A 26,086-nucleotide genomic window follows, 5' to 3' on the forward strand; every position below is an offset into this window, starting at 1 on the left:
GAGCACCACAGCATGGTCAGTGAGAAGGAAACACCGGGCGGCAAGGCCAAGCCGGAAACGGCGGCCACCCCGGCCACACCCCCGGCTCCGGAGGCCGTGACGGCCGCCCCCGAAACCGCCCCCGAAACCGTCAGCGCAAGCACTGGCGCGTCCGAAGCCGCTCCGGTCGCCACCGAGGCGCAGGCGGCGGAAATCATCCGCAAGCATGTGCTGCTGTCCGCCGCCGCGGGCGTCATCCCGCTGAACTTCGTGGACACCGCGGCGCTCGCCGTCGTGCAGCTTCGCCTGCTGAAGGAGCTGTCGGAGCTGCACGGCGTCGATTTCCGTGGCGACATCGGCCGCTCCGCGGTGGGCACGCTGTTCGCCACGGTCGCCCCGACCGCGCTGGCCGGCGGCCTGCTCGGCTCCATGGCGTTCAACATGGCCCTGCGGTCGGTGCCGGTGATCGGCACGGTGACGCGGCTGGCCACCCAGCCGGCCTTCAACAGCGCCTTCACCTACGCGCTTGGCAAGGTGTTCCAGCAGCACTTCGCGTCGGGCGGCACCTTCCTGACCTTCCAGCCGGAAAAGGTGAAGGCCTATTTCCGCGAGAAGTTCGAGGAGGCCCGCGGCCGCAAGGGCGCCGCGCCGGAGGCCGCTCAGGCCGTGGCCTGACCGCCGCACCCGGACGCCGCCGCGGACCGGAAGGACGGGCGGGGACGCCTCCGCGCCTCCCCGCCTCCCTCCCGACGCCGTCACCCTTCCGCCCTGCTCCCATTCCAAGGCCGGACGCGCATGCCCCTCGTTCTCGTCATGCTCTATCTCCTTGCCTGTCTGGTGTGCGCCGTCATGGGCCGCAACACCACGATCGGCTTCATCGGCCATTTCCTGCTGGCCCTTTTCCTGACCCCGCCGGTGAACTTCGTGATCCAGGCGGTGGGCCGCCCCAGCACGCGGGAACGTGAGAAGATGCTGGCGACGAGACCGCGATGACCACCCTGGACCCGTCCGCCGGGGATGGCCTCGTCCGCGCGCCATTGCCGCAGCGCGCCGGCCTCTGGCTGAAACGGCGCAGCGTGTCGATCTACGCGCTGACGCTGACCCTGATCCTCGGTTTCCTCGCCATCGCACCCGCCGTCTTCGTCGAGGTGCCGTCCGGCCATGTCGGTGTGCTGTGGCTGCGCTTCTTCGGCGGCACGGTCACCGACCGGGTCTACAGCGAAGGCACCCACCTGATCTTCCCGTGGGACCGGGTGACGATGTACGACGTGCGCCTGCACACCGACACCCGCACCTACGAGGCGGTGGCGGCCAACGGCATGTCGATGACGGTGACCGTGGCTCTGCGCTACCGCGTCAACCCGCCCGCCGCCGGTCTGCTTCACAAGCTGGCCGGGGACGATTACGCGGAAAAGCTGGTGCATCCGGAAATCGCCAGCCTTGTCTACGAATTCGTGTCGAAGCACAACCCGGAGAATTTCTACTCGATCAACCGGGCGGACATCCAAGGCTTCCTGCTGACCGAAGCGCGCCGCCAGTTCCCGGCCCCGCCGACCGATCTGCAGGCGCTGAAGCTGCCGCCGGGCGTGATCGCCGACGATTACAGCTCCGTGATGATCCGGGTGGAGGATGTGCTGGTGGCCGGGGTCAGCTTCCCGCCGCTGGTCCGCCAAGCCATCGACCGCAAGATCGAGCAGCAGCAGATCATGGAGGAATACGACTTCCGCATCGCCCGCGAGGCCAAGGAGCGCGACCGCAAGCGGATCGAGGCGGAGGGCGTGCGCGACTTCCAGGACATCGTCGCCCGCAACATCACGCCGGAGTATCTGCGCCTGCGCGGCATCGAAGCGACGCGGGCCTTCGCCACCTCCTCGAACGCCAAGACCATCATCATCGGCGGGCGGGACGGTCTGCCGGTGATCCTGAACACCGGCGACGACGCCAAGTCGGGAACGGCGGCCGCACCCGCCACCGCAGCCCCCCATGAAACCGCCGCGAAGGAGCCGGATGGCCTCGCGGCCCGCCTGACCACCCTGGACGAGCCGCCGCCGGAGAACAGTGCGCCGGAAGCCCCGCCGGACGCCGCCGGGCGCTGAGGCCCGGCGCGACCGCGACGGCGGTCCCGGTCGCACATGCGACCGAAGCCCGCCGGCAAGTGAGGCGATGTGAGTCTAAAGTGAACGGAAGTTCGCTTTAGTCGGCGGCTTCGGCGAGGGTCCGGGCAAAATCGCGCTCCAGCTCGTCGAGCAGGCGGACCACCTCCGCCGACGCCCGCGTCATCTCGGCGGCGTGGCGTTCGGCCTCCATGCGGTTGCCGGCCTGGAGGGCAACCAGCGTCTCGCGGCCCGACTCATGGACGGTCCGGTGCGGGGTGGCCATGCCCTTGTAGGTCGACAGGCGCATCGTCCGGGGATCGTTCACGCTGTCGTACCAGCGGCCGAGGCGGCAGGAGTGATGGGTGGACAGGTCCGCCGGCAGAAGCGTGCGCTGGCCGCCCACCGCCTCCATGATCCTCCCGACGAAGGCGAGATGGTCCTGCTTGGCCAGCCGGACCAGTTCACCCACCCCGTCGCGGCTCATGCGGTCCACCTCCTCGCGGCCGATTTTCCGCTCGTCGAAGCGGATGTGCAGCCGGTTGTCGTGCCGCGCCACCACCGAGCCGCGCAGGGACAGCTTGTAGCCGGGAAGCGACACGGTGACCTGCCCGCCGGTGGGCGCCGCCCCCTTCGTCTCGGCGTAGCAGCCGCATTCGGAGATGTCGCGGACCAGCGCCGGCGTCTGGTCGACGCTGCCGTCGAGCAGCACCGGCCGGCGGCGCGTGTGGCGCCGGTTCGCCAGATCGGAGGATGTGCGGATGGCCCGCGCCAGCAGGGACGGCAGGGTGTCCAGCGCCTCCTGCATGCGGTTGGCGCTCTTGCCGACGGTGTAGGCGACGGTGGTGGCGCGCTGGGTCTCGCCGCCCACGTCGGTCATCCGGCTGGCGATGCCGCGGAAGATGCCGGCGACCTCGCCGATGTTGCGGGCGATCTCGCGCGAGGCCGAGGACTGCTCCTCCACCGCCGCGGCGATCGAAGAGTTGATCTCCTGCATGGTGGTGATGGTGGTGGCCACCCCGTCCATGCCGGTGATCGCCTGCTCCGCCACCGCCTGGATGGCACCGACCTTGGCGGCGATCTCATCCGCCGCCTTGGCCGACTGCCCGGCCAGGTTCTTCACCTCCGTTGCCACCACGGCGAAGCCCTTGCCGGCCTCGCCGGCCCTTGCCGCTTCGATGGTCGCGTTCAGCGCCAGCAGGTTGGTCTGCCCGGCGATGGCGCGGATGAGGTTCAGGATGCCGCCGATCTCCTGCGCCGCGGTGCTGAGCTGCGCCATGATCTGGCGGGCCTCGCCGCTCTTCTCCACCGCCTCGCCGGCGATCCGGGACGCGCCGCTGACCTGAACCGAAATCTCGCCGACCGCGGCCTGGAGCTGCTCCGCTCCGGCGGCGACGGTCTGGGCGGCGTCCAGCGCCTCCGCCGTGTCGGCGGAGGTCCCGGTGATGCTGTCCTTCACCGTTGCGCAGACGCTGTCCAGGTCCCCGACCGTGCGGCGGAGATCCGCGGTGTAGCTGGCGACGCTGTCCACCACGTCGTTGGCCTCGTGGTCGATGGAATCGACCATCGCGTCCACCGCCTGGAGACGCTCGTCGATCAGGCGGTCCCAGTAGACGGACAGCGCGGCGTCCAGGTCCATCAGCACCGCCGACACCACGGCGCGCTGCATGGTCACGATGGAGCCGAGCCGGCTGCCGGTCAGCAAGGTCCCGCCCATGCTCTGCGCCAGGGCGGCCATGATCTCGCCCAGGATGAAGGCGTAGCCGCCGACGTACCAGCTCGGGCTCAGCCCGATGCGGTGGTGGGCGATGCCGACCGCGCGCACCGACTCCTTGTAGCTGTCATCGAAGCGGCCTTCGAACAGCCGCGTCCAATGCGCGATCTGGGCGCGCTTGGCCCCTTCGACCTGCGCCGGGTTGGCGAACAGACCGGCCAGTTCGGGCTGCGACAACGTGCGGGCGTAGAAGCGGTCCAGGATCCCCGGAAGGGCCCTGGCGATGATTGGCGATGCCTGCTGCAGGCTGCCGACCGCGTCCGGTCCCAGATCGAAATAGGCGGTCTTCGCAACGTCAAGGGCGCGCAGGGAATCCGGCATGGCGAATGTTTGTATTCTGCAATGAACGAGCCCCAACCGATAACATTTCCGCCATACCGGAGGTATCCCTAAAAGGAATTCGCATGCGGCATGCTGTCCCACCTCATGATTAACAGATGGTTTAATTTGTGCACCGCTAAAAAGGAACGCGGTCGATAAGCCTGATAATACAATAACTTTCCTCCAAGTTGGCGGAAAAAGCGGCAACGACACCTTCACATTGCAGGGACCCGGTGCGTCCCGAGGTTGATAAAACTATTTGTTACAAATGCGCGACAAAGGATACCAATGCCGCGCCCTCCCGGTGACTCCGGGACGATCCGACGGTTTTTCAAGGAGTTTTCGGCCGATGAACCCCCTCCGGACGTTCAGCCTTGCGACGAAGCTGACCATTCTGTGCACGCTCGGTCTGATTGCCCTGTCCGGCGCGCTGACCTATGCGACGATCGTCAAGGTCACCGCCAGCATCGGCAAGGACGCGGCGGAGCGGAGGGAGCAGGCCATCACCAACTTCCGGATGCTGCTCGACCAGAAAGGGTCCGAGTACCGGCTCAAGGACGGCGCGCTCTACATCGACGATGTCAAGCTGGACGGGGCGAACGACATCGTCGACACCGTCCGCAGCGTGACCGGCGGCGTGGCCACCATCTTCCGCGGCGACACCCGCGTGGCGACAAACATCCACAACCCGGACGGCAGCCGGGCCGTCGGGACCAAACTGGCCCGCGGCCCGGTCTACAGCGCCGTCATCGACGGCAAGGAGCCCTTCCGCGGCGAGGCCGACATCCTGGGCGAGGCCTATTTCACCGCCTACGACCCAATCATCGACCAGAACGGCGAGGTGATCGGCGTCCTGTTCGTCGGCCTGAAGAAGAGCGTCGCCTTGGGCGTGCTGGAGGAGGTGGTTCCCAACATCATCCAGGTGGCGGCGATCATCACCATCGGCATGTCCTTGGTGATGCTGCTGGTGGTCCGGCGCCAGTTCCGCACGCTGGACCAGATCCGCGCCACCATGTTCCAGCTGGCCGACGAGCGCTACGAGGTGACGGTGCCCGGCCTGGACCGCCGGGACGAGATCGGCGCCATGGCGAAGACCGTCGAGATCTTCCGCCAGAAGGGCATCGACAACCAGCGCCTGCGCGAGACGCAGGAGCGCGAGCGCCGCGAGGCCGAGGCCGCCAAGATCGCCGCCCTGGAATCCATGGCCCGCACGGTGGAGCAGGAAACCCGCACCGCCGTGGACCGCGTCGCCGAACGCTCCGTCTCGATGGACAGCAACGCCCAGGCGATGGCCAGCTCGGCCGAGACCGTTTCCGCCAACTCGCAGAGCGTGGCGGCGGCGGCGGAACAGGCGCTGGGCAACGCCCAGGCCGTGGCGGCGGCCACCGACCAGCTCACCGCCTCCATCGCCGAGATCACCGGGCAGGTCACCTTCGCCAGCCAGATTTCCCGCCGCGCGGTGGAAAGCGGCCGCAAGACCGAGGACGTGGTGCTTTCCCTGTCCGAGGCCATCGGCCACATCGGGGAGGTCGCCACCTTCATCCAGGACATCGCCAGCCAGACCAACCTGCTGGCGCTGAACGCCACCATCGAGGCGGCGCGCGCGGGTGAGGCCGGCAAGGGCTTCGCGGTGGTGGCCCAGGAGGTGAAGAACCTCGCCACCCAGACATCCAAGTCGGCCGAAGAGATTTCGCGCCAGATCACCGATCTGCAAAGCATGACCGCCGGGGCCGTCGACGCGGTGCAGGACATCGGGCGGACCATCACCGAGATCGATGGCGTCGCCAGCAGCATCGCCAGCGCCATGGACGAGCAGGGGGCAGCGACCAGCGAGATTTCGCGCAACGTCGGCCAGACCGCCGCCGCCGCCCAGGAAGTGTCGTCCCGCATCGCCCATGTGTCGGAGGAGGCGGCGGTGACCGGCAGCCGCGCCGACGAGGTGCGCCGGGTGGCGTCCGACGTGGCGGGGAGCATCGACCATCTGCGCCAGATGCTGGTCCGCGCCGTCCGCACCGCCACCCCCGAGGTGGACCGCCGCCGCGCCCCGCGGTTCGAGGTCAACCTGCCCTGCACCATCGCCGGGGCGGTTGGGTCGCTGTCGGGACAGCTCACCAACCTGTCGGAAGGCGGCGCCACCATCCGCGGCCTGGACCGGACCCAGCTGGGCAGCCGCGGCGTGCTGACCATTCCCGGCTGCACCAACTCCATCCCCTTCGCCGTGCTGGGGGGCAAGGAGCAGGATCTGCATGTCCGGTTCGAACTGGCGCCGGACGTCGCCGACCGCTTCGCCGCGGACATCCAGCGTCTTACCGCGGGCCTGCACCCGCTTCCGGCGGTCGCCTGAGGCGGAAGGCTTCGAGCCTTGCGGCGTGCCCGATCAGCCCGGCTTACCCGCCTCCCGATTGCGGGGCCGCTTACCGGCATCCTCCTTCGGAGTGGGTGGGGCCGCGTGCTGGTCGGGAAGGTCACGCCTCTGGCCGGTGTCCGCCCCGACCGTCTCCGTGACCTCCGGTCCGCCGGCGGCGCTCGCGGGAGTCCCTTCTGGAGCCCCGCCGGACAGGCCCATCCCCTGGCCGGCGCGCCCCGGCGTGACCGGTCCGCCGCCCTTGCGACTGTCGCGATCCGTGCCGTTCATCGTGTCCGCTCCAACCCGTGGCCGTGGGTTGCGGCGGCGCCGGTGCCCGCGGGCTGGGACAATTGCGCCAGCGGACTGCCGAGCGCGCGCAGTTCGCGCGCGTGCATCTGCAGGCCGGGTAGCCATTTGGCGGCGAAGGCCCGGACGTCCGGGTCGGTGCCGCCCTGGGCCTGCGCGTTGAACAGGGCGACCGACACCTCATGCTCGGCGATCTGCTGCTGCAGATACTGCCGGTCGAACGCGGTGCCCTGAAGCGAGGCCAACGCGTCGGCGACCGCCTGCCGGCCGGGGTCCGGGGCGGTGGGCGGCGTGACGCCCTTGGCCTGGGCGAGCCGGGCGAGTTCCTGGTTGGCCTGGGTGTGGTCGGCGGCGATGCGCCGGCCAAGGTCGCGCACGGTGGCGCTGGATGCCTGCCGCTGGGCCAGCGTGCCCATCGCCACCTCGCCGAAGCCGCCGTAGGCCGCCTGGGTCAGAAAGGACTGGTCCGCCACCGTCAGCGTCGACGAGGCGCCTGACCCGGAGCTTCCCATCTGGGACGCGGAGGCACCGGAACTGCCCATCGGTGGCACGAGGCCCGGCTCGCTCGAACAGGCGGCGAGCGCGAGGATGGACACGGCGGCAAGGGCCGCGGTTCGCAACATGGGCATTCCGACCTCCCGATATGCAATCTTGCGTTGGGACACACCGGTCCCCCAACAGCTTCCTGTTCTCCTTGTGCCTGGCGATGAGCGTTTTTACGGGTCCCCTGCCCACAAGGGCAGTTTGACCGATGCCATCCTCATAGGATGGACCGCAGAGAGGCGGGCGGCGCTGTCCGGACGGGCATGCCCTTGCGGCCGGCCGCCGGTTGGATGAGTCGTCTTGAAGGGATGGACGGTGCCATCGGGCGCCGGTCGCGGGAGGGGGCGTCGCCCCTCCCGGTTCCGCAGCGCATGTCCTTGCGGACGTGTCAGCTGTTCTTCTTCAGGAAGGCGATCAGGTCCTTGCGGGCCTGCTCGTTCTTCACGCCGGCGAAGGCCATCTTGTTGCCGGGGACGGTGCCCTTCGGGTCGGTCAGGTACTTGTCGAGATTGGCCTCGTCCCAGGTCAGCCCGGCGCCCTTCATCGCGTCGGAATACTTGAAGCTCTCGATGGAGCCCGACGGACGGCCGATGACGCCGTGCAGGTTCGGACCGACGCGGTTGGGGCCGCCGGCCTCGATGGTGTGGCAGGCCTTGCACTGGTTGAACACCTTCTCGCCCGCATCGGCGTCCTGCGCCGAGGCGATTCCGGGAAGGGCGGCGAACAGGCCGAAGGCCAGAACGGCAACACTACGCTTCATTGCACTATCCTTGATTTCCAATGCCCAAAAGACAGGCACGGCCACCCAAGGTCCGCAGGGCGTCCTGCGTTCCTCGCTTCGCCACAATCAATATTCGTCGCATCGGTGCGCGGCGTTCGCCGCTCCGTTACTTGGCCTCGATCATGACAAGCGGCTTGGGAAACCAGCCGCCACCTCGGCCGGCGTTTTAATCCCGCTATGCTGGCATGCACAATGCCGGGAGTGGGCGGAGGGCACGCCCTGCGACAAAATGACCAACTCTTTGCGAAAATTTTTCGGGATTAAATTTCGCGGTCACTTCAACCGGCAATGGACAAGCGTCGTCCCGGTGGTGTTGGCCTTTTCGATGTCGGTGTCGCGCAGGTCGGCGCCCGACAGATTGCAGTTGGTCAGGTCCGCCCCGGTCAGCCGCGCGCCCCGCAGGTCGGCACCGCGGATGTCGCTGTCAGCCAGTTGGGCGTTGCGCAGATTGGTCGGCCACATGCGTCCGGTGGACTGTCCGTCCGCCGCCAGAAGCTCGATGGCGCGCATCACCGCGTTGCGCATCATGGCGCGGGTCAGGTCGCAGCCTTCGAAGCTGGCGCCGGACAATTCCGAATTCTCGAAACAGGCTTCGCGCATGCGGCAACCGGGAAACTGGGCGATCTGCAGCTTGCTGTCGCGGAAGCTCGCCCGCGTGAAGTCGCAGTTGCGGAAGATCGCCCCGCTCAGGTCGCAGCCGTCGAAATCCGTCCCGACGAAGGCCGCATCGGACACGTCGAACCGTTTGCCCTGCTTGCCGTTGCTGTTGATCCAACGGATATGGCCATCCAGCCCCTCCCGGATTTCCGGCGGGAAGTCCGACTGGTTGCGGTGATAGATGGCGCCCGTCATACGCGCCTCCGCCCAGTCGGCGGTGGCCATGGCGACGTTGCGCAGTTCGGCGTCGCGCAGGTCGGCGCCCTGGAAGGTGGCGCCGGCGACGGAGGCGTTGTTCAGGATGGCGCCCTTCAGCTTCGCCATGCTGAAATCGGCGCCCCGCAGATCGGCGCCGCTGAGATTGGCGCCGAACAGGGCGGCGTTGCTGAAGTCCGCCCCCTCCAGGCTGGCGCGGGTCAGGTTGGCGCCGGTCAGGTCGGCGTCGGTGAAGTTCGCGTTGACCAGGACGGCTTCCCGCAGCGCCGCCTCCTGCCGGGCCTTGCGCCGGTCCTTCCACAGCACGAGCTGTCCCGGTCGCAGGTCCGCCCGTTCGAACAGGGTGTTGCGCAGGCACGCCTTGGTGAAGTTGGCCCCGCGCATGTCCGCCCCGACCAGCGAAGCCTCCCGCAGGTCGGCGGACACGAAGCTGGCGCCGAACAGATCCGCCCCATCGAAGTTGCAGCGCTGGAGGACGCTGCGCCGGAAATTCGCTCCCGTCAGAATTGCGTCCGACAGGAGCAGCCCCGACAGGTCGAAACCGGTCAGGTCCGCCGCCTTCAATTGAAGGCGCAGTCCATTCGGGCGCGCCGCCAGATAGAGCCGGTGGGCTCTGATGGCCTGCGCGAGATCCTCCAGGCTCAGGTCCGCCCCATCGCCCGGCCCGCTTGTCGGGGCACCACTCATCCCGCTTCCCAGCACCCCTGCAATCGACTCCACGCCCGCCTCGTGGACAGTAACAAGCTTACGCGCAAAATTACTTGCAAAATTGTTAAAAAGGCCGCACATCCCCACATAGCTGCCGCGCGGTTGCACCGCGCATTTCAATCGAACCCAAGCAAAGACGGCCCAAACGCGCCGGATTCGCTCTATTCCATATTGAATTTAAGGAATATGCTTGCTCTCTTTTGGAGTGCAGCCACCCTACTGGGTATAACCTGTTGGGGGTATTTGACCTTTTCTCCCTTAATTGCCTCACCCCTCCGTGCTACTCGTCCCGGTCAGCTTCGCCGGTATCCGACGTGTCCGCTCGGGTTCCGGCGGCGGGCGGGATAGGCGCCTCATCGACGCCGCTCCGGCACCGCAGCCGGCAGAACGACAAGAGGGATAAGGGATGACCAACCCGATCAACAGGTCACCACAGACCGGGGCGGACGGGACCGCGCCTGTCGCAGCCGGCCCCGTACGGGTCCTGGTCGTCGAGGATGAGACGATCGTCGCCATGTATTTGACCGATATGCTGGAGGAATTGTCCTACGAGGTCTGCGGAGTCGCCGCCAACGCCGCCGACGCGCTGAAGATCGCGGAACGGGAACGCCCCGCCCTGGCCCTGGTGGACATCGGCCTCGCCGGTCCGCAGGATGGCATCGAGACGGCACAGGCCCTGCGCGAGCGCTTCGCCGTGGGCAGCATCTTCATGTCCGGGGCCAGCGACCCCGTCCTGCTGGAGCGCGCCCGCGCCGCCGGCCCGCACGGCTTCATTCAGAAGCCCTACGACGAGCGCCAGTTGAAGACCCTGCTCAACAACGCCGCCCCCCAACATTAGCTTCCGCCGCCATCCGCTTGACGTCCCATGGCTGCGCCGCTCCGGCGCGCGGCCATTCCGGCGTTCCGCCGGACGCGCCGCCGATCCGGCGCGAGGGGATATCCGAGACACAGGCCTGGACTTCTTAGGGACCATCGCGTCATGACGATGACCGACGCTCACGACCGGCTTTCCCCCCAGCTTCTCCTGCGCGCGCTGCGCCAGTTCCGCAAGGGCGACTTCTCCGTGCGCCTGCCGCTCGACCTGGACGGGCTGGACGGCGAGATCGCCGCCGCCTTCAACGACGTGGTGGAGATGAACGAAGCCCTGGTGGAGGACGTCGGCCGGGTCAGCGTCGCCATCGGGAAGGAGGGCCGGATCAGCCAGCGCGTCCGCCTGCCCACCGCGTCCGGCGGCTGGGGCGCCTGCGTGGACAGCGTCAACGCCATGGTCGCCGACCTCACCCAGCCGACCCGGGAGATGGCCCGGGTCATCGGCGCTGTCGCCAAGGGTGACCTGTCGCAGTCGATGCCGCTGGAGGTCGACGGGCGCCCGCTCCAGGGCGACTTCCTCCAGACGGCCCGGACGGTCAACCGGATGGTCGAGCAGCTCGTCACCGTCACGGCGGAGCTGACGCGGGTGGCGCGCGAGGTCGGCATCGAAGGCAAGCTGGGCGAGCAGGCCCAGGTGAAGGACGTCGCCGGCACCTGGAAGGACCTCACCGACAACGTCAACCTGATGGCCGCCAACCTGACGGCCCAGGTCCGCAACATCGCCGACGTCACCACGGCGGTGGCGAAGGGCGACCTGTCGCGCAAGATCACCGTGGACGTGAAGGGCGAAATCCGCGAGCTGAAGGACACCATCAACACGATGGTCGACCAGCTCAACAGCTTCGCCAGCGAGGTCACCCGCGTCGCCCGCGAGGTCGGCAGCGAGGGCAAGCTGGGCGGTCAGGCCCAGGTGAAGGGCGTCGCCGGCACCTGGAAGGACCTCACCGACAACGTCAACCTGCTGACCGGCAACCTGACCAATCAGGTCCGCAACATCGCCGACGTGACCACCGCGGTGGCCAACGGCGACCTGTCGCGCAAGATCACCGTGGACGTGAAAGGCGAGATCCGCGAGCTGAAGGATACCATCAACACGATGGTCGACCAGCTCAACAGCTTCGCCAGCGAGGTCACGCGCGTCGCCCGCGAGGTCGGCACCGAAGGCAAGCTGGGCGGTCAGGCTCAGGTGAAGGGCGTCGCCGGCACCTGGAAGGACCTCACCGACAACGTCAACGCGATGGCGACCAACCTGACCAGCCAAGTCCGCAACATCGCGGAGGTCACCACGGCGGTTGCGAAGGGCGACCTGTCGCGCAAGATCACCGTGGACGTGAGGGGCGAAATCCTGGAGCTGAAGGACACCATCAACACGATGGTCGACCAGCTCAACAGCTTCGCTTCGGAAGTCACCCGCGTCGCCCGCGAGGTCGGCAGCGAGGGCAAGCTGGGCGGTCAGGCCCAGGTGAAGGGCGTCGCCGGCACCTGGAAGGACCTCACCGACAACGTCAACCTGCTGACCGGCAACCTGACCAATCAGGTCCGCAACATCGCCGACGTGACCACCGCGGTGGCCAACGGCGACCTGTCGCGCAAGATCACCGTGGACGTGAAGGGCGAAATCCTGGAGCTGAAGGACACCATCAACACGATGGTCGACCAGCTCAACAGCTTCGCCAGCGAGGTCACGCGCGTCGCCCGCGAGGTCGGCACCGAAGGCAAGCTGGGCGGTCAGGCCCAGGTGAAGGGCGTCGCCGGCACCTGGAAGGACCTCACCGACAACGTGAACATGATGGCCGCCAACCTGACCGGTCAGGTGCGCGGCATCGCCGAGGTCGTCACGGCGGTCGCCGAGGGCAACCTGAAGCGCAAGCTGACCGTGGCGGCGCGCGGCGAGATCGCGGCACTGGCCGACACCATAAACGGCGTGATCGAGACGCTGGCCATCTTCGCCGATCAGGTCACCAACGTGGCGCGCGAGGTCGGCATCGAAGGCAAGCTGGGCGGTCAGGCCAAGGTGCCCGGCGCCACCGGCGTGTGGGGCGACCTGACCGACAACGTGAACCAGCTCGCCGCCAACCTGACCACCCAGGTCCGCGCCATCGCCGAGGTGGCGACCGCGGTGACCAAGGGCGACCTCACCCGCTCCATCGCCGTCGAGGCGTCGGGCGAGGTGGCGTCGCTGAAGGACAACATCAACGAGATGATCCGCAACCTGCGCGACACGACGCAGAAGAACGCGGAACAGGACTGGCTGAAGACCAACATCGCCAAATTCACCCGGATGCTTCAGGGCGAGCGCGATCTGGTCACCGTCACCAACATGATCCTGTCGGAGATCGCGCCGCTGGTGAACGCCCAGCACGGCGTCCTCTACGTCACCAGCCGCGACGGCGACGAGCCGGTCCTCGATCTGGTCGCCAGCTACGCCCTGAAGGAGCGCGACGGGCTGGGCACCCGCTTCACGCTGAAGCAGGGTCTGGTCGGCCAGTGCGCCCACGAGAAGAAGCCGATCCTGCTGACCAACGTGCCGAAGGACTATGTGCGCATCAGCTCCGGCCTCGGCGAGGCGGCGCCGCTCAACATCATCGTCCTGCCCGTGCTGTTCGAGAACGAGGTGAACGCCGTGCTGGAGTTGGCCTCCTTCGGCCATTTCAGCGAGACGCACCGCTCCTTCCTGGAGCAGCTGACGGAAAGCATTGGGATCGTCCTCAACACCATCGCCACCAACATGCGGACCGAAGGGCTGCTCAAGCAGTCGCAGCGCCTGACCGCCGAGCTGCAGAGCCAGCAGGAGGAGCTGAAGACCACCAACGAGCGGCTGGAGCATCAGGCCGCCTCGCTCCGCCAGTCGGAGGAGCTGCTGATGGCCCAGCAGGAAAAGCTGCGCCAGACCAACGAGGCGCTGGAGGAGAAGGCGGAGCAGCTCTCCCTCACCTCCAAATACAAGTCGCAGTTCCTGGCGAACATGAGCCACGAGCTGCGCACCCCGCTGAACAGCCTGCTGATCCTGTCCAAGCTGCTGTCCGACAACGGCGACCACAACCTGACCCCGCGGCAGGTGGAGTTCGCCCGCACCATCAACGCCGCCGGGTCCGACCTGCTGAACCTCATCAACGACATCCTCGACCTGTCGAAGATCGAGTCCGGCACGGTCACGCTGGAGATCGGCGCGGTGGTGCTGGACGACCTGCGCGGCCATGTCGAGCGCACCTTCGCCCAGCTCGCCGAGGAGAAGGGGCTGCGCTTCGACATCGACATGACCCAGCCGCTGCCCGCGGCCATCCAGACCGACCAGAAGCGGCTGGAGCAGGTGCTGAACAACCTGCTGTCCAACGCCTTCAAGTTCACCGAGACCGGCGGCGTCACCTTCCGCGTCGGGCTGGCCGGCGAGGGCTGGAGCGCCGCCCACCCCGTGCTGAACGCGGCGGAGGGGGTTCTGGCCTTCACCGTCGTCGACACCGGCATCGGCATCCCCGAGAACAAGCAGCGCATCATCTTCGAGGCGTTCCAGCAGGCCGACGGCACGACCAGCCGCAAGTACGGCGGCACCGGCCTCGGCCTGTCGATCAGCCGCGAGATCGCCCGCCTGCTCGGCGGCGAGATCCGCGTGCAGAGCGAGTCCGGGGCGGGCAGCGCCTTCACGCTCTACGTGCCGATGGAGTTCGACATCGCCCGTTACGGCGATCCGGCGCCGAAGCTGGCCCCCTTCCCCACCCCGACGCGGCCCATCGTGGTGCCGGGGCCGGAGGAGCGGCTGGCGCTGCCGCAGCAGCACCCCGTCGCCGACGACCGCGAGCGCATCCGCCCCGGCGATCCGGTGGTTCTGATCGTCGAGGACGACGTTAAGTTCGCCTCGATCCTGGTCGATCTGGCGCGGGAGAAGGGCTTCAAGGCGATCCTCTCCCACGCCGGAAGCCCGGCCATGCCGATGGCCCGCAAATACCGCCCGGACGCGGTGATGCTGGACATCGGCCTGCCGGACATCGACGGCTGGGCGCTGCTCGACCTGCTGAAGCGCGACCCGCACACGCGCCACATCCCGGTCCACGTCATCTCCGCCAAGGAGGAGCGGCGGCGCGGCCTCGCCATGGGCGCCTTCGACTACACCGAGAAGCCGGCCGACCGCGAGGCGATCTTCGCGGCCCTCGCCAAGGTCAAGGGCTTCGTTGAGCGTCACCAGCGCCGGCTGCTGATCGTCGAGAAGCTGCCCAACCCGGAGACCGGCGGCATCGCCGGCCTGATCGACCACGACAAGGGCGGGGGCGGAGGCGGGGACGACATCGACATCAGGACCGTCACCTCCGCCGAGGCCGCCCGCGCCCTGTTGGCGCAGGAGCGGTTCGACTGCATGGTGCTCGACCTGACGATCCCCCAGCCCAGCGATTTCGAGCTGATCGACAGCCTGCGCACCCGCGATTCCACCGCCTGGATGCCGGTCGTCGCCTATGTCAGCGACGCCATCGCGCCGGAGGACGAGGCGCGGCTGCGCCGGCTCGCCGAGACGGTGGTGCTGCGCAGCGTCCATTCCGCGGACTCGCTGCTCGACGAGACGGCGTTGTTCCTGCACCGGGCGGTGGACCGGCTGCCCGACGACAAGCGCAACGCGCTCGACCAGATCCGCCAGCGCGACCCGGTGCTGGCGGGGCGCAAGGCGCTGATCGTGGACGACGATTTCCGCAACATCTTCTCGCTCGCCAGCGTCCTGGAGGCCCACGACATGACGGTGCTGCACGCCGAGAGCGGGCCGGAGGGGCTGGAGCTGCTGAAGGCGCACCCCGACCTCGACGTGGCGCTCGTGGACATCATGATGCCGCTGATGGACGGCTACCAGACCATCCGGGAGATCCGCGCCACCGCGGCCGGGCGCGGCCTGCCGGTGATCGCCGTCACCGCCAAGGCGATGAAGGGCGACCGCGAGAAGTGCATCGAGGCGGGGGCGACCGACTATCTCGCCAAGCCGGTGGACATCGACCACCTGCTGTCGCTGCTGCGGGTCTGGGCCGGACGACGGCAGGACGACGGCCGCAACCCCGGACGGGAGTGAGGAGAAGCCGATGCCCCACACCCAGATACCCGCCAGCTTCGCCGAGATCGAGGACGCCACCCTGCCGCCGCCGGAGGTCCGCGTGCTCGTCGTGGACGACGATGCGAGAAACCTGCTGGCGATGCGGGAGACTCTGGCCGACCTCGACGCCACGGTGATCCTCGCCCGCTCCGGCGAGGAGGCGCTGAAGCGTATTCTCGACCAGGACTTCGCGGCGATCCTGATGGATGTCCATATGCCGGGCATGGACGGCTACGAGACGGCGGAGCTGATCCGAAACCGCCGCAAGTCGCGGCACATCCCCATCCTCTTCCTGACCGCCATCAACAAGGACGAGATGCACATCTTCCGCGGTTATTCCGCGGGGGCGGTCGACTATATGTTCAAGCCGGTGGACCCGGTGATCCTGCGCAGCAAGGTCACCGTCTTCGTCGAGCTGTACCGCAAGACGGAGGAGGTCAAGCGCCAGGCCGCCCTGCGCGAGCGGCTGATGGCCGAGAACTACCGCGTGCGCGCCGAGAAGCTGGAGGCCGAACAGGCGCTCCGCCGGTCGGAGGAGCGGCAGGCGATGATCGCCCGCTCCCTGCCGATCCTGCTCTACACCGCCGGGCCGGAGCGCGGCACGCCCTTCCGCTACGTCACCGAGAACGTCGAGGCGCTGTTCGGCTTCCCCGCCGAGCGCTTCCTGACGGACGGCGGTTTCTGGGAATCGCGCCTGCACCCGGACGACCGCGAGCGCGCCGCCGTCCAGTTCGAGGCGATGCGGCAGGGCGGCGTTTCCACCGTCGAGTACCGCTGGCGCGCCGCCGACGGGCAGTACCGGACGCTCCTGGAGAAGGCCATGCTGCTGCCGGGCGAGGACGGACGGCCGCCGGAACTCTGCGGCACGGTGCTGGACGTCACCGACACGCGGGAGCTTCAGCTCCAGCTCGCCCATGTCCAGAAGATGGAGACGATCGGCCAGTTGACCGGGGGCATTGCCCACGACTTCAACAACATGCTGACCGTGGTCATCGGCAGCCTGGAGCGGCTGGGCCGCATGTCCTTCGACGACCCCAAGGCGGCGCGGCGGGTGGAGATGGCCCTGCAGGCGTCGCTGCGCTGCTCCGACCTGACGCGGCGGCTGCTCGCCTTCGCGCGGCGCCAGCAGCTCCACCCCGAGAGCGTGGACATGGAGGCGCTGGTCCGCAACATGGGCGAGCTGATGGAGCGCACGCTCGGCTCGGCGATCACCGTCGAGATCGACAGCGCACCGTCCCTCTGCCCGGCGCTGGTCGACCGCACGCAGGCGGAGTCGGCTCTGCTGAACCTCGTCATCAACGCCCGCGACGCCATGCCGTCCGGCGGCAAGCTGACCATCGCCACCACGATGGTGGAGGCCGACGAGGGGGACGCGGAGCTGAGCCCCGGACGCTACGTGCGGATGACGGTGAGCGACACCGGCTGCGGCATGCCGCCGGAGGTCCTCGCCCGCGCCTTCGAGCCCTTCTTCACCACCAAGGAGATCGGCAAGGGCACCGGGCTGGGGCTGAGCATGATCCACGGCTTCGTGAAGCAGTCGGGCGGGCTGATCCGGGTGGAGAGCGAGCCGGGCCGCGGCACGTCCTTCCACCTCCATCTGCCCTGCGCTCCGGCGGCCGTCCGTCAGGCGAAGACGCCGGAGGACACCGAGGACAGCGGTCCGCTGCCCGGCCAGGGCGAGGTGATCCTGGTGGTGGACGACGACCGCGACGTGCGTCAGGTCGCCGTGCTGACCCTCCAGGATCTCGGCTACACCGTGGTCGAGGCGGAGAACGGGCCGGAGGCGCTGGCCGTGCTGGCCGGGGAGCCGCGGGTGGACCTGCTCTTCACCGACGTGGTGATGCCGGGCGGCATGAACGGGCTGGAGCTGGCCCAGGAGGCGCAGCGGCGCCATCCGGCCCTGAAGGCGCTCTACGCCTCCGGCTACGCCCATGGTGTGGCCGGAGGCTTGAGCGGCGAAGGGCCAGGGGCCGAGTTCCTGATCAAGCCCTACCGCGACCGCGACCTCGCCCGCGCCGTCCGCAAGGCGCTGGGCGGCGCCGTGTCGGATGCCTTCCCGGAATTGAAGAGCGCCTGACGATTGCCATGTCTGTCAAAGGCCGTCTCTGAAAGGCCATTGTCGCCCTTTTGCCTCAACCGTGAGCGGGGCCGCGGTGTTCAGATGACGGTCGCGTTGCAATAAAGGAGTAGCCGACGTGCCCGTTGTCCGTCTGTCCGGGATTCGCTTCGCCTCGGTCCTTTGCCTTGGTCTGACCGTCGCCCTGCCCCTGACCTCCGCGCCCGCCGCGGCGCAGGTGTTCACCCAGGGCGGTTACGGCGCGCCGACCCAGACCAACCCGCAGGGCGGCCCGCTAGGCAACGGCGGCGGCAACACCACCTTCGGCATCGACAACGACCTGCTGGGCAAGCTCGGCGGGGCCGCCGTCGGGGCGCTCGCCGGGTCGCAGATCGGCAAGGGCAGCGGCAATCTGCTGGCCATCGGCGCCGGCGGCCTGCTCGGCTACTTCGCCGGCGGCTATCTGATGGAGCAGCTGAGCCCGGGCAGCCGCAACGCGGCGCAGAGCGCGGAGACCCGCGCCCTCGACGCGCCGGTCGGCCAGACCATCCGCTGGAACAGCCCGGACAGCGCCAACACCGGCGGCACCATCACGCCGATCCGCGCGGGGCGCGATTCCGCCGGGCGGGAGTGCAAGGAGTTTCAGCACAAGGTGACCATCGACGGCCGCCAGGAATCCGCCACCGGCACCGCCTGCCGCGGCGACGACGGCCAGTGGCGCCTCGCCGCGACTCCCTGATCGGTCCACGGACCACAGCGGTGCGGCCTCATCAGGGCAAAGAGGCGCCGGTCAGGGTTTCCGAGACGCTCCACAGGCGTTCGGCCAGCGCGTCGTCCGCCGCCCAGGGATGGACGCCGCGCCGGCCCGTCGCCGCGCTGTGGACTTGGGCGACGTCGCAATCCTCGCAATAGAGTCCGCCAAGGCCGTCGAGCCGCGGGCTGGTCGCGCACCACACGCTGGTCGCCGCCCCTTGCGTGACGGTCTTCATGCCGCGCGACGGGTCGATGCGCGGACGCCCCTCCGCGTCCAGGGCGTCGAAACCGGCGATCTCCGAGGCGCTCAGATGGCGGCTCAGTTCGGTGAGGATCTGCCCCGGATGCAGCGAGAAGGCGCGCACCCCATGCCCCCGACCGCGGCGGTCCAGGGCGACGGCGAACAGCGCGTTGGCCGTCTTGGACTGGCCATAGGCGGCCCACTTGTCATAGGGGCGCCGCTCGAAGTCGAGGTCGTCGAAGTCGATCCCGGCGATCTGGTGGCCGCGTGACGAGACCGACACGACGCGCGCCCCTCCAGCCGCACGGAGCGCCGGCCACAAGGCCAAGGTCAGCCGGAAATGCCCGAGATGATTCGTGGCGAACTGCCCCTCGTGCCCGTCGGCGTCGCGGTGAAGCGGCGTCGCCATGATCCCGGCGCTGTTGACAAGGATCGACAGCGGCCGTCCGGACCCGCAAAAGCGCCGGGCGAAGGCGGCGACCGAGGCGGGGTCCGCGAGGTCCAGCGACTCCAGCTCGACACGGTCGAGGCCGGCCAGCGCGGCCGACGCTCGGGTGCGATCCCGGGCCGGCACGATGACGGTCGCGCCGGCCTCGGCGAGCGCGCGGGTCGTTTCCAGCCCGATGCCGGAATAGCCACCGGTGACGATCGCCACCCGCCCGCGGAGATCGATGCCGCGAACGGCTTCGGCGGCGGTGGCGGCGGGGCCGAAGCCGGACCCGATGGGTGTCTGGTCGGGGGATATCATGGGGGCTTCCTCGCAAGGCGTGGCGTCGGACGCCGTTGTCGCCTATATGCGCGGGATGATCCATCCAGCCCCGTCCGGAATCCTGTCGTGATCGTCCAGAACGCGCCCGCCGACGTGCTGTCGGACGTGCTTCGCCTGATGCAGGCCCGGACCCTGTGCTCGGCACGCCTCGCCGCCCGGGGGAACTGGTCGATCCGCTTCCGGCCGCCGCACACCATCAAGTTCAATGTGGTCACCGCGGGCGCCTGCTGGATTCGCCCGGACGGGCCGGATGGGCCGGATGGGCCGGACGGGATGGACGCGCCGCAGCGCCTCGGCGCCGGCGACTGCTTCGTGGTGGTGCGCGGCGGCTTCGTCCTGGCGAGCGCGCCCGACCTCGCCCCCGTCCCGGCCGATGAGGTGTTCCGGGGATCGGAGGGGGAGGCCCGCCTGGACGCGGGGGTCGACGGCGACGAAGTGCGCTTCCTCGGCGGCAGCGTGTGGTTCGACCGGTTGGACGGTGGTCTTCTGTTCGATCTGCTGCCGCGGCTGCTGATGATCCGCGGTGGCGCTCCGGGGGCCGCGCCGGTCAGCTGGCTGCTGGAGCAGCTCGACCAGGAATGGCGCGGCGGCACGGCGGGGTCCCAGCTCGCCTGCAACGACCTGCTGCGGCTGATGTTCATCCACACCTTGCGGACGCACTTGAACGAACAGCCGCCGGGGGGAGCCAACTGGCTGGCGGCCAGCCTGGATCCCTCGATCGGCCGGGTCCTCGGCGCCATCCACGCGGAGCCGTCCCGCAACTGGACACTGGCCGAGCTGGCGGGCATCGCCGGGCGGTCGCGCTCCAGCTTCGCCGCCGCCTTCCGCGAGCGCGTCGGCATGCCCCCGATCGATTATCTGCTGCGCTGGCGCATGCGCCTCGCCGCCACGCGGCTGCGGCAGGGGCAGGAACCCGTCTCGGTCATTGCCGCCTCGCTGGGCTACCTCTCGGACAGCGCCTTCAGCGCCACCTTCCGGCGGATCATGGGCGTCTCACCGGCGCGCTACCGGACGGACGCGGAAAGGGATGCCGCCTTGGACCACGGCGCCGCGATCACGCGTTGAGCGGGCTGCCCGGGCATCGTGCGGAAGCGCGATTGGGACCGGTGGCGGCGGGAGACCGGAACGCGTATGGTGCGGGGACTTTTTCGCCTCTTGTTTTTTTCAGGATCTTCCGCCTTGGACCAGACCGCCGCCCCCACGCCCCAGTCCGCCACCATCGCCGAGCGGGTCGCCAAGACCGGCATCGACGAGGCGATGATCGAAGCCCTCGTCCGCACCTTCTACGGCAAGATCCGCGACGACGCCCTGCTCGGCCCGGTCTTCGGCGCCGCGATCACCGACTGGGAGCCTCACTTGCGGAAGATGATGGACTTCTGGTCCTCGGTCGCCCTGCTGACCCACCGCTACGACGGGCGCCCCCTGCCCGCCCATGTCCGCTTCGACATCGGGCCGGCGCATTTCGAGCGCTGGCTGGCGCTGTTCCGCGAGACGACGGCCGAGGTCTGCACGCCCGAGGCCGCCGCTTTCTTCGAGGACCGCGCGGCCAACATCGGGCGCAGCATCCAGATGGGGGTGGATTTCTTCCGCAAGCAGGCCGGGGCCGGCGCCGCCCCCGGAATCGGCGCCTGATCAGGCGCCGCGCACCGGCTTGCCCTTCACGCCCCAGCTGTCCGTGAAGTCGCGCACGCCGGGGATGGTCATCATGTGGGCGTCCTTGACGTAGACGAATTGCTTGGGGCCAAGCTCGTACTCCGTCATCGTGATGCCCTTGGCCCGGCAGCGCTTCTGCTCCTCCGCCCGGATGGGGCGGTCGGACACCACCATGTCGGGATGCTCCAGCCCGACCCCGGCGCAGAAGCTGCGGAAGCCGCTGTTGGTGCCCTCGGCGACGAGGCGCGGCTGGGTGTCGGGCGTGCTGTCGAAGCGGCTGGCTGCGGTGCCGACCGCCCCCCGCATGGACGGGCTGCCGACGATCCAGATTCCGCGCTCCTCCGGCGGCGGCTTCGGCACGGTCGGGGGCGGCAGAGTAGCCGTCTGCTGCGGCGGCGGGAATCCGGGGAATTGGCAGGCGGCCAGCGCCGCCGCGACGGCGACCATGGCAAGGCCTTTCGACAGGGATGGCACGCTGGTGTCTCCTCCATAACCCTTTCACGGCACGGCGCCATCGGCGCCGCTGGTGATAGCAACGCTCAAGCCGGCCCGATGGCTCCAAGTTGGCGGGCCAGCGCCGCTTCGAGAAGGCGTGGCGTCACCGGCTTGTGCATCAGGCCGAGACCATGGCGCGCGGCGTCGCGCTGCGGTTCCGGTCCGATCTCCCCGGTCACGATCAGGCCCGGAACGTCCGCGCCGAACAGATCGCGGATGCGCAGGATGGCCTCGGTGCCGACACGCCCCTGGCGCAGCCGGTAGTCGGCCAGCACGATGTCGGGCCGCCGCCCGCCGCGGGCCAGCCGCTCCAGCGCCTCGCCGGTGCTCCCCGCGGACAGCACATCGAACCCCCATTCGCCGAGCATCGCCGCCAGCCCCATCAGAACGATGGCGTCGTCCTCCACGACCACGGCCAGCCGCCCCTCCCCGGTCGCCGCCGTGCCTTCGTCCCGCGCCATCCGGGAGCGCGGCGGCGGGGGACGCGGCGCGTCGTGGCGGACCAGCGGCACGCTGACCGAGAAGATTGAGCCGCGCTCCGGGCGCGACATCAGATCGACCGGGTGATCGAGCAGCCGCGACAGCCGCCGCACGATGGCCAGGCCGAGGCCGAGGCCCTGGTCGCGGTCGCGCTCCGGATTGCCGATCTGGTGGAACTCCTCGAAGATGCGCTCCCGCTGATCGGGGGGAATGCCCAGGCCGGTGTCGTGCACCTCGACGCACAGGCGGGTTCCCTGGGGCCGGCAATCGACCATGACGCGGCCGCGGTCGGTGTAGCGGATGGCGTTGTCGACCAGATTGCGCAGCATCCGCCCCAGCAGGACGCGGTCGCTGCGCACCGTGCCGGTGAAGGGCACGACCCGCCAGTCCAGCCCCTTGGCCTCGGCCAGCGGCGCGTAGGCGGCGGACAGCGGGCCGAGCAGGTCGGCGACCGGAAACTCCTCGATCTGCGGCGCCACCACCCCGGCGTCGAGGCGCGACACGTCGAGCAGGCTGTCCAGAAGATCCTTCAGCGTGTCCAGCCCCTGCTGGAGCCGGTCGAGCGCCCGCTGCCCGGCCCCGCCGGTGACATGCGGGCCGAGCGCCCCGGCGAACAGCAGGATCGACTGCATGGGCTGGCGCAGGTCGTGGCTGGCCGCGGCCAGGAATCGGCCCTTGGAGCGGTCGGCCTCCTCCGCCGCCTGCTGGGCGCGCCGGATGTCATGGATGTCCACCGCGGTGCCGATCCAGGAAACGATGCTCCCCTTTTCCCGCACCGGCACCACGCGGCACTGGTGCCAGCGCCACGCCCCGTCGGCGCGCCGCATCCGGATGTTGCTCTGATAGGGCGTGCCGGCGGCGATCGAGCGTGTCCTCAGCTCAAGGTAGGCGGGGCGGTCGTCCGGATGGAAGCCCTGCCAAGCCGACATGGTTTCCGGGTCCTGCCCGGTGTAGGCGCGCAATTCCTCATTGTAATACTCGGGCGTGCCGTCGGAGCGGTTGATCCACATGAGCAGCGGCGTGTTGTCCACCAGCGTGCGGAACCGTGCCTCGCTCGTCCGCAGCGCCTCCTCCGCGCGCTTGCGGGCGGTGATGTCGCGGGCCACCCCGACGACGCCGGTGGTGCTTCCCCCGGCGTCGCGCAGCGGCATCACGCTGATCATCAGGACGCGCCGGCCCTCCTCCGTCGGGAAGGGCAACTCCTCCTCGACCGTCTCCTCGCGCCCGGTGGCGATCACCCGTCCGCACAGATCATCCAGGCGCTTGGCCTCCTCGGGCGGGAACAGGTCCCCGCCGGTCAGCCCGGCCACCGCGTCCCGCGTCCGTCCGAACAGGCGCGCGGTCGCGGCGTTGACCAGGGTGAAGCGGCGCTCGCGATCCTTGGTGAAGATCGGGTCGGTGACGCTCTCCAGAAGGCTTTCCAGCAGGGTGTTCTTGTCCCGCAGCAGCAGTTCCGCCGCCTGGGCGGCGCGTTGAGCGGCCTGGGATTCCATCTCGTGCACGGCGAGGCGGGCGAACTCCTCCAAATCCCGCTCGTCCTCCGCGCTGAACTCGGGATGGGGCTGATGATCGAGGAGGGAGAAGGTGCCGACCCGCAAGCCGTCCGGCGTGATCAGCGGGGCCCCGGCGTAGAAGCGCAGATGCGGCGGCCCGGTGACAGCCTCGTGATCGGCGAAGCGCTCGTCCTCCAGCGCGTCGCGGACGACCAGCACCGCGTCGCCAAGGATGGCGAAGGGGCAGAAGGGCAGCCGCCGCTCGGCGGGCAACGTCTCCAGCCCATAGCCGGCCTTGGACAATTCCTGGGTCCCGTCCAGCAGGTTGACCGTCACGATGGGCATGCGGAAATGGCGGGCGCCCAGCCGGGCCAAGCGGTTGAAGACCGCTTCCGGCGGCGTGTCCGTCACGCCGCCGCACTTCAGCCGGTCCAGCCGGGCGCGCTCATTCGATGGCCATGGCGGCTCTATGCTGGTCAACGTGGCCCCTTCAGGCAGATACTTGAGGCAAGACGCGGACAAGACACCACGGACGGGTCCGGCAGCGCCTTCACCATCATGTGGGCAAGCTCAAGGCGCAAGGAAAGGTACGGAACCGGTTTCCCTTCCGCCTGCCAATGGTCTGCGGCACAATTGCTTCGAATGCAAATCCTTTGAGTCCGGGCAATGGGCCGCCCGGGACCCCACATGACCAGAAGCCGTTCCCCGTCCCCACTCGGAGCACAGCATGAAGGACAGCAGGCCGAACCACGAATCCGCCGCTTACCGCATCGCCTTCGAGGACCGCGATTTTCTTTTGAGCGAATCGATGCGCGGCGTGCGCTTCATGCTCGAATACGCCAAGCCGGAAGCGGAGCTGAAGGCCTGGGGCATCCGCTCCACCATCGTGGTCTACGGCAGCGCGCGGGTGCCCTCGCCCGAACGGGCGGAACAGCTTCTCCGCGACGCCCGGACGCCCGAGGAGCGGCAGCAGGCCGAGCGGCGGGCCAAGCAGGCGGCCTGGTACGAGGAGGCGCGCACCTTCGGCCGCATCGTGTCGGAGCGCGGCGGTGCCCTGGCGCCCACCGAGGACGGGCAGCGCGACAATGTGATCGCCACCGGCGGCGGCCCCGGCCTGATGGAGGCGGCCAACCGCGGCGCGCAGGAGGCCGGGGCGCCGAGCATCGGCTTCAACATCAGCCTGCCGCAGGAACCGCACCCCAACCCCTACAGCACGCCGGAGCTGACCTTCCGTTTCCACTATTTCGCCATCCGGAAAATGCATCTGGCGATGCGCGCCAACGGGCTGGCGATCTTCCCCGGCGGCTTCGGCACCTTCGACGAGGCCTTCGAGATCCTGAACCTGCGCAACACCAACAAGGCGTCGCGCCTGCCCATCGTCTTCGTCGGGCGCGACTACTGGAACGAGGTGGTGAACTTCCGCGCGCTGGCCGACCACGGCATGATCAGCACCGGCGACCTGGAGCTGTTCGACATCGCCGACACGGCGGAGGAGGCGTGGGACTGCATGACCCGGCTCGGCCTCAAGCGCGGCAACCCGCCGCTCGGCCCCGCCGGCACCGGCCTGTCCGCCGCCGACGAGGAAACCTGAGGCTCAGCCCGGCGGCGGAGCGTCGGCGGAGGCCGGGGCCGTCGGTGCGGGAGCGCTCAGCGCCAGCCGCCCGACCCCCGGAATCTTGACCGCGAGGTCGAAGGGATCGACGCCGAAGGTCATGCCCAACAGGTTCACCTCGAACCCTTCCTCCCTGGCCAGGAGCAGGCCGGCGAGGCCGAACAGGCTGACCTGCCAGCCGGTGCCGCTGGGCGCCCGCGCGATCAGGCCGGTGCCCAGATAGTCCTTGCCCAGCGCCGTGGAGGGCAGGTCGAGACGCAGTTCCGGGACCGCCCGCCCCACCCAGGCGGCGAAGGTGTTGCTGTTGGGGCCGGGCCAGATGCGGTATTCCCCGGCGTAGGGGTAGCTCCGGGCGGCCCCGGCGATCTTGGGGATGGCCGCCTCGGCGGCGGGTCCGCGCAACTCGGCCAACACAGCGGGGGCGGAGCCGAACCAGCGCCCGTCCGGGTCGCGGTTGCTGACCGCCACCGCCGGCAGGCCGCGGTAGACCCGCCAGCCGATCACCTCGTAGACGGTGTAGGCCGACGCCCCCGCCGGCTTCACCGCGAACCACGGGTGCGTGCCGAAGGCGCCGCGCCAGGACAGGGCGCGGGCGGCGTAGACCTGCACAACCGCCTCCGGCGTCGCGGCGGGATCGGGGGCGAGGCCGACGGACGCGCGGTCCGCCCGGCTCCAGTCCACGCCGAGCGTCGCCGTTCCCGACGCGATCACGAAGGCCGGACCGGCCAGCAGCAGGACCAGCGTCATCAAAATCACCAGGATGGTGGCCGCCATTCTTTTCCGCACCGCTCCCTCTCGCCTGATGGGCCGTTTCCCAGATAGGCTGTCATCGCCCCGCCTGCCACCGATGTTGTACGTTGAGGATCATCCGGTT

Annotated in this window: 19 protein-coding genes; 11 read left to right on the top strand and 8 right to left on the bottom strand. The window is 69.1% G+C overall.

The window, feature by feature from the left end; translation table 11 throughout:
- The first annotated feature begins 12 nt into the window (after positions 1 to 12).
- The 3 genes from D3869_RS24275 to D3869_RS24285 all read left to right on the top strand — a co-directional run bounded on the left by D3869_RS24275 (position 13) and on the right by D3869_RS24285 (position 2,075).
- Positions 13 to 654 (top strand): YcjF family protein, encoded by a 642-nt coding sequence (locus D3869_RS24275; protein WP_137142351.1) that lies wholly within the window; start codon positions 13 to 15, stop codon positions 652 to 654.
- Positions 655 to 774: 120 nt separating this feature from the next.
- Positions 775 to 972, top strand: coding sequence for a hypothetical protein (locus D3869_RS24280; protein WP_137142352.1), 198 nt, complete (start codon positions 775 to 777; stop codon positions 970 to 972).
- Positions 969 to 2,075, top strand: coding sequence for a prohibitin family protein (locus tag D3869_RS24285; RefSeq protein ID WP_137142353.1), 1,107 nt, complete (start codon positions 969 to 971; stop codon positions 2,073 to 2,075). The genes D3869_RS24280 and D3869_RS24285 overlap by 4 nt, the downstream gene beginning before the upstream one ends.
- Positions 2,076 to 2,172: 97 nt before the next feature.
- Here the strand turns inward: D3869_RS24285 and D3869_RS34530 are convergent, their stop codons facing one another.
- Positions 2,173 to 4,167 (bottom strand): methyl-accepting chemotaxis protein, encoded by a 1,995-nt coding sequence (locus D3869_RS34530; protein WP_137142354.1) that lies wholly within the window; start codon positions 4,165 to 4,167, stop codon positions 2,173 to 2,175.
- Between the two features lie 349 nt (positions 4,168 to 4,516).
- On the opposite strand from D3869_RS34530, the gene D3869_RS24295 reads away from it, so the two are divergent.
- A complete protein-coding gene (locus tag D3869_RS24295) occupies positions 4,517 to 6,511 on the top strand; it encodes a methyl-accepting chemotaxis protein (RefSeq protein ID WP_137142355.1) in 1,995 nt (664 codons plus the stop codon).
- Between the two features lie 287 nt (positions 6,512 to 6,798).
- Here the strand turns inward: D3869_RS24295 and D3869_RS24305 are convergent, their stop codons facing one another.
- The 3 genes from D3869_RS24305 to D3869_RS24315 all read right to left on the bottom strand — a co-directional run bounded on the left by D3869_RS24305 (position 6,799) and on the right by D3869_RS24315 (position 9,704).
- Entirely contained in the window at positions 6,799 to 7,449 is a 651-nt protein-coding gene (locus D3869_RS24305) for a DUF4142 domain-containing protein (protein WP_137142356.1), read from the bottom strand.
- Between the two features lie 302 nt (positions 7,450 to 7,751).
- Positions 7,752 to 8,123: a c-type cytochrome gene (locus D3869_RS24310; protein WP_137142357.1), complete on the bottom strand. Its 372-nt coding sequence runs from the start codon at positions 8,121 to 8,123 to the stop codon at positions 7,752 to 7,754.
- Positions 8,124 to 8,417: 294 nt separating this feature from the next.
- Positions 8,418 to 9,704 carry a pentapeptide repeat-containing protein gene (locus D3869_RS24315; RefSeq protein WP_137142358.1) on the bottom strand — a complete coding sequence of 429 codons (1,287 nt, stop codon included), beginning with the start codon at positions 9,702 to 9,704 and terminating at the stop codon, positions 8,418 to 8,420.
- A 427-nt stretch (positions 9,705 to 10,131) separates the two neighbouring features.
- On the opposite strand from D3869_RS24315, the gene D3869_RS24320 reads away from it, so the two are divergent.
- The 4 genes from D3869_RS24320 to D3869_RS24335 all read left to right on the top strand — a co-directional run bounded on the left by D3869_RS24320 (position 10,132) and on the right by D3869_RS24335 (position 18,455).
- Positions 10,132 to 10,563, top strand: coding sequence for a response regulator (locus tag D3869_RS24320; protein ID WP_137142359.1), 432 nt, complete (start codon positions 10,132 to 10,134; stop codon positions 10,561 to 10,563).
- Between the two features lie 147 nt (positions 10,564 to 10,710).
- Positions 10,711 to 15,639, top strand: a complete 4,929-nt coding sequence (locus tag D3869_RS24325) for a HAMP domain-containing protein (protein ID WP_137142627.1) — start codon at positions 10,711 to 10,713, stop codon at positions 15,637 to 15,639.
- A 10-nt stretch (positions 15,640 to 15,649) separates the two neighbouring features.
- Positions 15,650 to 17,737: a response regulator gene (locus D3869_RS24330; protein ID WP_137142360.1), complete on the top strand. Its 2,088-nt coding sequence runs from the start codon at positions 15,650 to 15,652 to the stop codon at positions 17,735 to 17,737.
- Positions 17,738 to 17,855: 118 nt separating this feature from the next.
- Positions 17,856 to 18,455 (top strand): RT0821/Lpp0805 family surface protein, encoded by a 600-nt coding sequence (locus D3869_RS24335; protein WP_137142361.1) that lies wholly within the window; start codon positions 17,856 to 17,858, stop codon positions 18,453 to 18,455.
- Between the two features lie 31 nt (positions 18,456 to 18,486).
- Here D3869_RS24335 and D3869_RS24340 read toward each other — a convergent pair whose 3' ends face one another.
- Positions 18,487 to 19,458, bottom strand: a complete 972-nt coding sequence (locus D3869_RS24340) for an oxidoreductase (RefSeq protein ID WP_137142362.1) — start codon at positions 19,456 to 19,458, stop codon at positions 18,487 to 18,489.
- An 87-nt stretch (positions 19,459 to 19,545) separates the two neighbouring features.
- Here D3869_RS24340 and D3869_RS24345 point away from each other — a divergent pair, with 87 nt between their 5' ends.
- The gene (locus D3869_RS24345) at positions 19,546 to 20,544 is read left to right on the top strand and encodes an AraC family transcriptional regulator (protein WP_137142363.1); all 999 of its coding nucleotides are present in this window, start codon (positions 19,546 to 19,548) and stop codon (positions 20,542 to 20,544) included.
- A gap of 114 nt (positions 20,545 to 20,658) precedes the next feature.
- Entirely contained in the window at positions 20,659 to 21,111 is a 453-nt protein-coding gene (locus D3869_RS24350) for a group III truncated hemoglobin (RefSeq protein WP_137142364.1), read from the top strand.
- On the opposite strand, the gene D3869_RS24355 is transcribed toward D3869_RS24350, so the two are convergent.
- On the bottom strand, positions 21,112 to 21,606 hold the full coding sequence (locus D3869_RS24355; protein WP_247895947.1) for a substrate-binding domain-containing protein: 495 nt from the start codon (positions 21,604 to 21,606) through the stop codon (positions 21,112 to 21,114). It abuts the gene before it with no gap.
- 65 nt (positions 21,607 to 21,671) lie between these two features.
- On the bottom strand, positions 21,672 to 24,080 hold the full coding sequence (locus D3869_RS24360; RefSeq protein ID WP_247895948.1) for a hybrid sensor histidine kinase/response regulator: 2,409 nt from the start codon (positions 24,078 to 24,080) through the stop codon (positions 21,672 to 21,674).
- Between the two features lie 247 nt (positions 24,081 to 24,327).
- Here D3869_RS24360 and D3869_RS24365 point away from each other — a divergent pair, with 247 nt between their 5' ends.
- Complete coding sequence (locus D3869_RS24365) at positions 24,328 to 25,191, top strand: LOG family protein (RefSeq protein ID WP_137142365.1); 864 nt, start codon at positions 24,328 to 24,330, stop codon at positions 25,189 to 25,191.
- 3 nt (positions 25,192 to 25,194) lie between these two features.
- On the opposite strand, the gene D3869_RS24370 is transcribed toward D3869_RS24365, so the two are convergent.
- The gene (locus D3869_RS24370; RefSeq protein WP_137142366.1) at positions 25,195 to 25,986 is read right to left on the bottom strand and encodes a DUF3750 domain-containing protein; all 792 of its coding nucleotides are present in this window, start codon (positions 25,984 to 25,986) and stop codon (positions 25,195 to 25,197) included.
- Positions 25,987 to 26,086: the final 100 nt, after the last annotated feature.

Origin of the sequence: Azospirillum brasilense, from assembly GCF_005222205.1 — a bacterium.
GTDB lineage: Bacteria > Pseudomonadota > Alphaproteobacteria > Azospirillales > Azospirillaceae > Azospirillum > Azospirillum brasilense_G.

Excerpts from the sequence above, each read along its gene's own strand:
- D3869_RS24275 (WP_137142351.1), top strand. The coding sequence starts at position 13 with ATGGTCAGTGAGAAGGAAACACCGGGCGGCAAGGCCAAGCCGGAAACG.
- D3869_RS24280 (WP_137142352.1), top strand. The coding sequence starts at position 775 with ATGCCCCTCGTTCTCGTCATGCTCTATCTCCTTGCCTGTCTGGTGTGC.
- D3869_RS24285 (WP_137142353.1), top strand. The coding sequence starts at position 969 with ATGACCACCCTGGACCCGTCCGCCGGGGATGGCCTCGTCCGCGCGCCA.
- D3869_RS34530 (WP_137142354.1), bottom strand. The coding sequence starts at position 4,167 with ATGCCGGATTCCCTGCGCGCCCTTGACGTTGCGAAGACCGCCTATTTC.
- D3869_RS24295 (WP_137142355.1), top strand. The coding sequence starts at position 4,517 with ATGAACCCCCTCCGGACGTTCAGCCTTGCGACGAAGCTGACCATTCTG.
- D3869_RS24305 (WP_137142356.1), bottom strand. The coding sequence starts at position 7,449 with ATGCCCATGTTGCGAACCGCGGCCCTTGCCGCCGTGTCCATCCTCGCG.
- D3869_RS24310 (WP_137142357.1), bottom strand. The coding sequence starts at position 8,123 with ATGAAGCGTAGTGTTGCCGTTCTGGCCTTCGGCCTGTTCGCCGCCCTT.
- D3869_RS24315 (WP_137142358.1), bottom strand. The coding sequence starts at position 9,704 with ATGAGTGGTGCCCCGACAAGCGGGCCGGGCGATGGGGCGGACCTGAGC.
- D3869_RS24320 (WP_137142359.1), top strand. The coding sequence starts at position 10,132 with ATGACCAACCCGATCAACAGGTCACCACAGACCGGGGCGGACGGGACC.
- D3869_RS24325 (WP_137142627.1), top strand. The coding sequence starts at position 10,711 with ATGACCGACGCTCACGACCGGCTTTCCCCCCAGCTTCTCCTGCGCGCG.
- D3869_RS24330 (WP_137142360.1), top strand. The coding sequence starts at position 15,650 with ATGCCCCACACCCAGATACCCGCCAGCTTCGCCGAGATCGAGGACGCC.
- D3869_RS24340 (WP_137142362.1), bottom strand. The coding sequence starts at position 19,458 with ATGATATCCCCCGACCAGACACCCATCGGGTCCGGCTTCGGCCCCGCC.
- D3869_RS24365 (WP_137142365.1), top strand. The coding sequence starts at position 24,328 with ATGAAGGACAGCAGGCCGAACCACGAATCCGCCGCTTACCGCATCGCC.
- D3869_RS24370 (WP_137142366.1), bottom strand. The coding sequence starts at position 25,986 with ATGGCGGCCACCATCCTGGTGATTTTGATGACGCTGGTCCTGCTGCTG.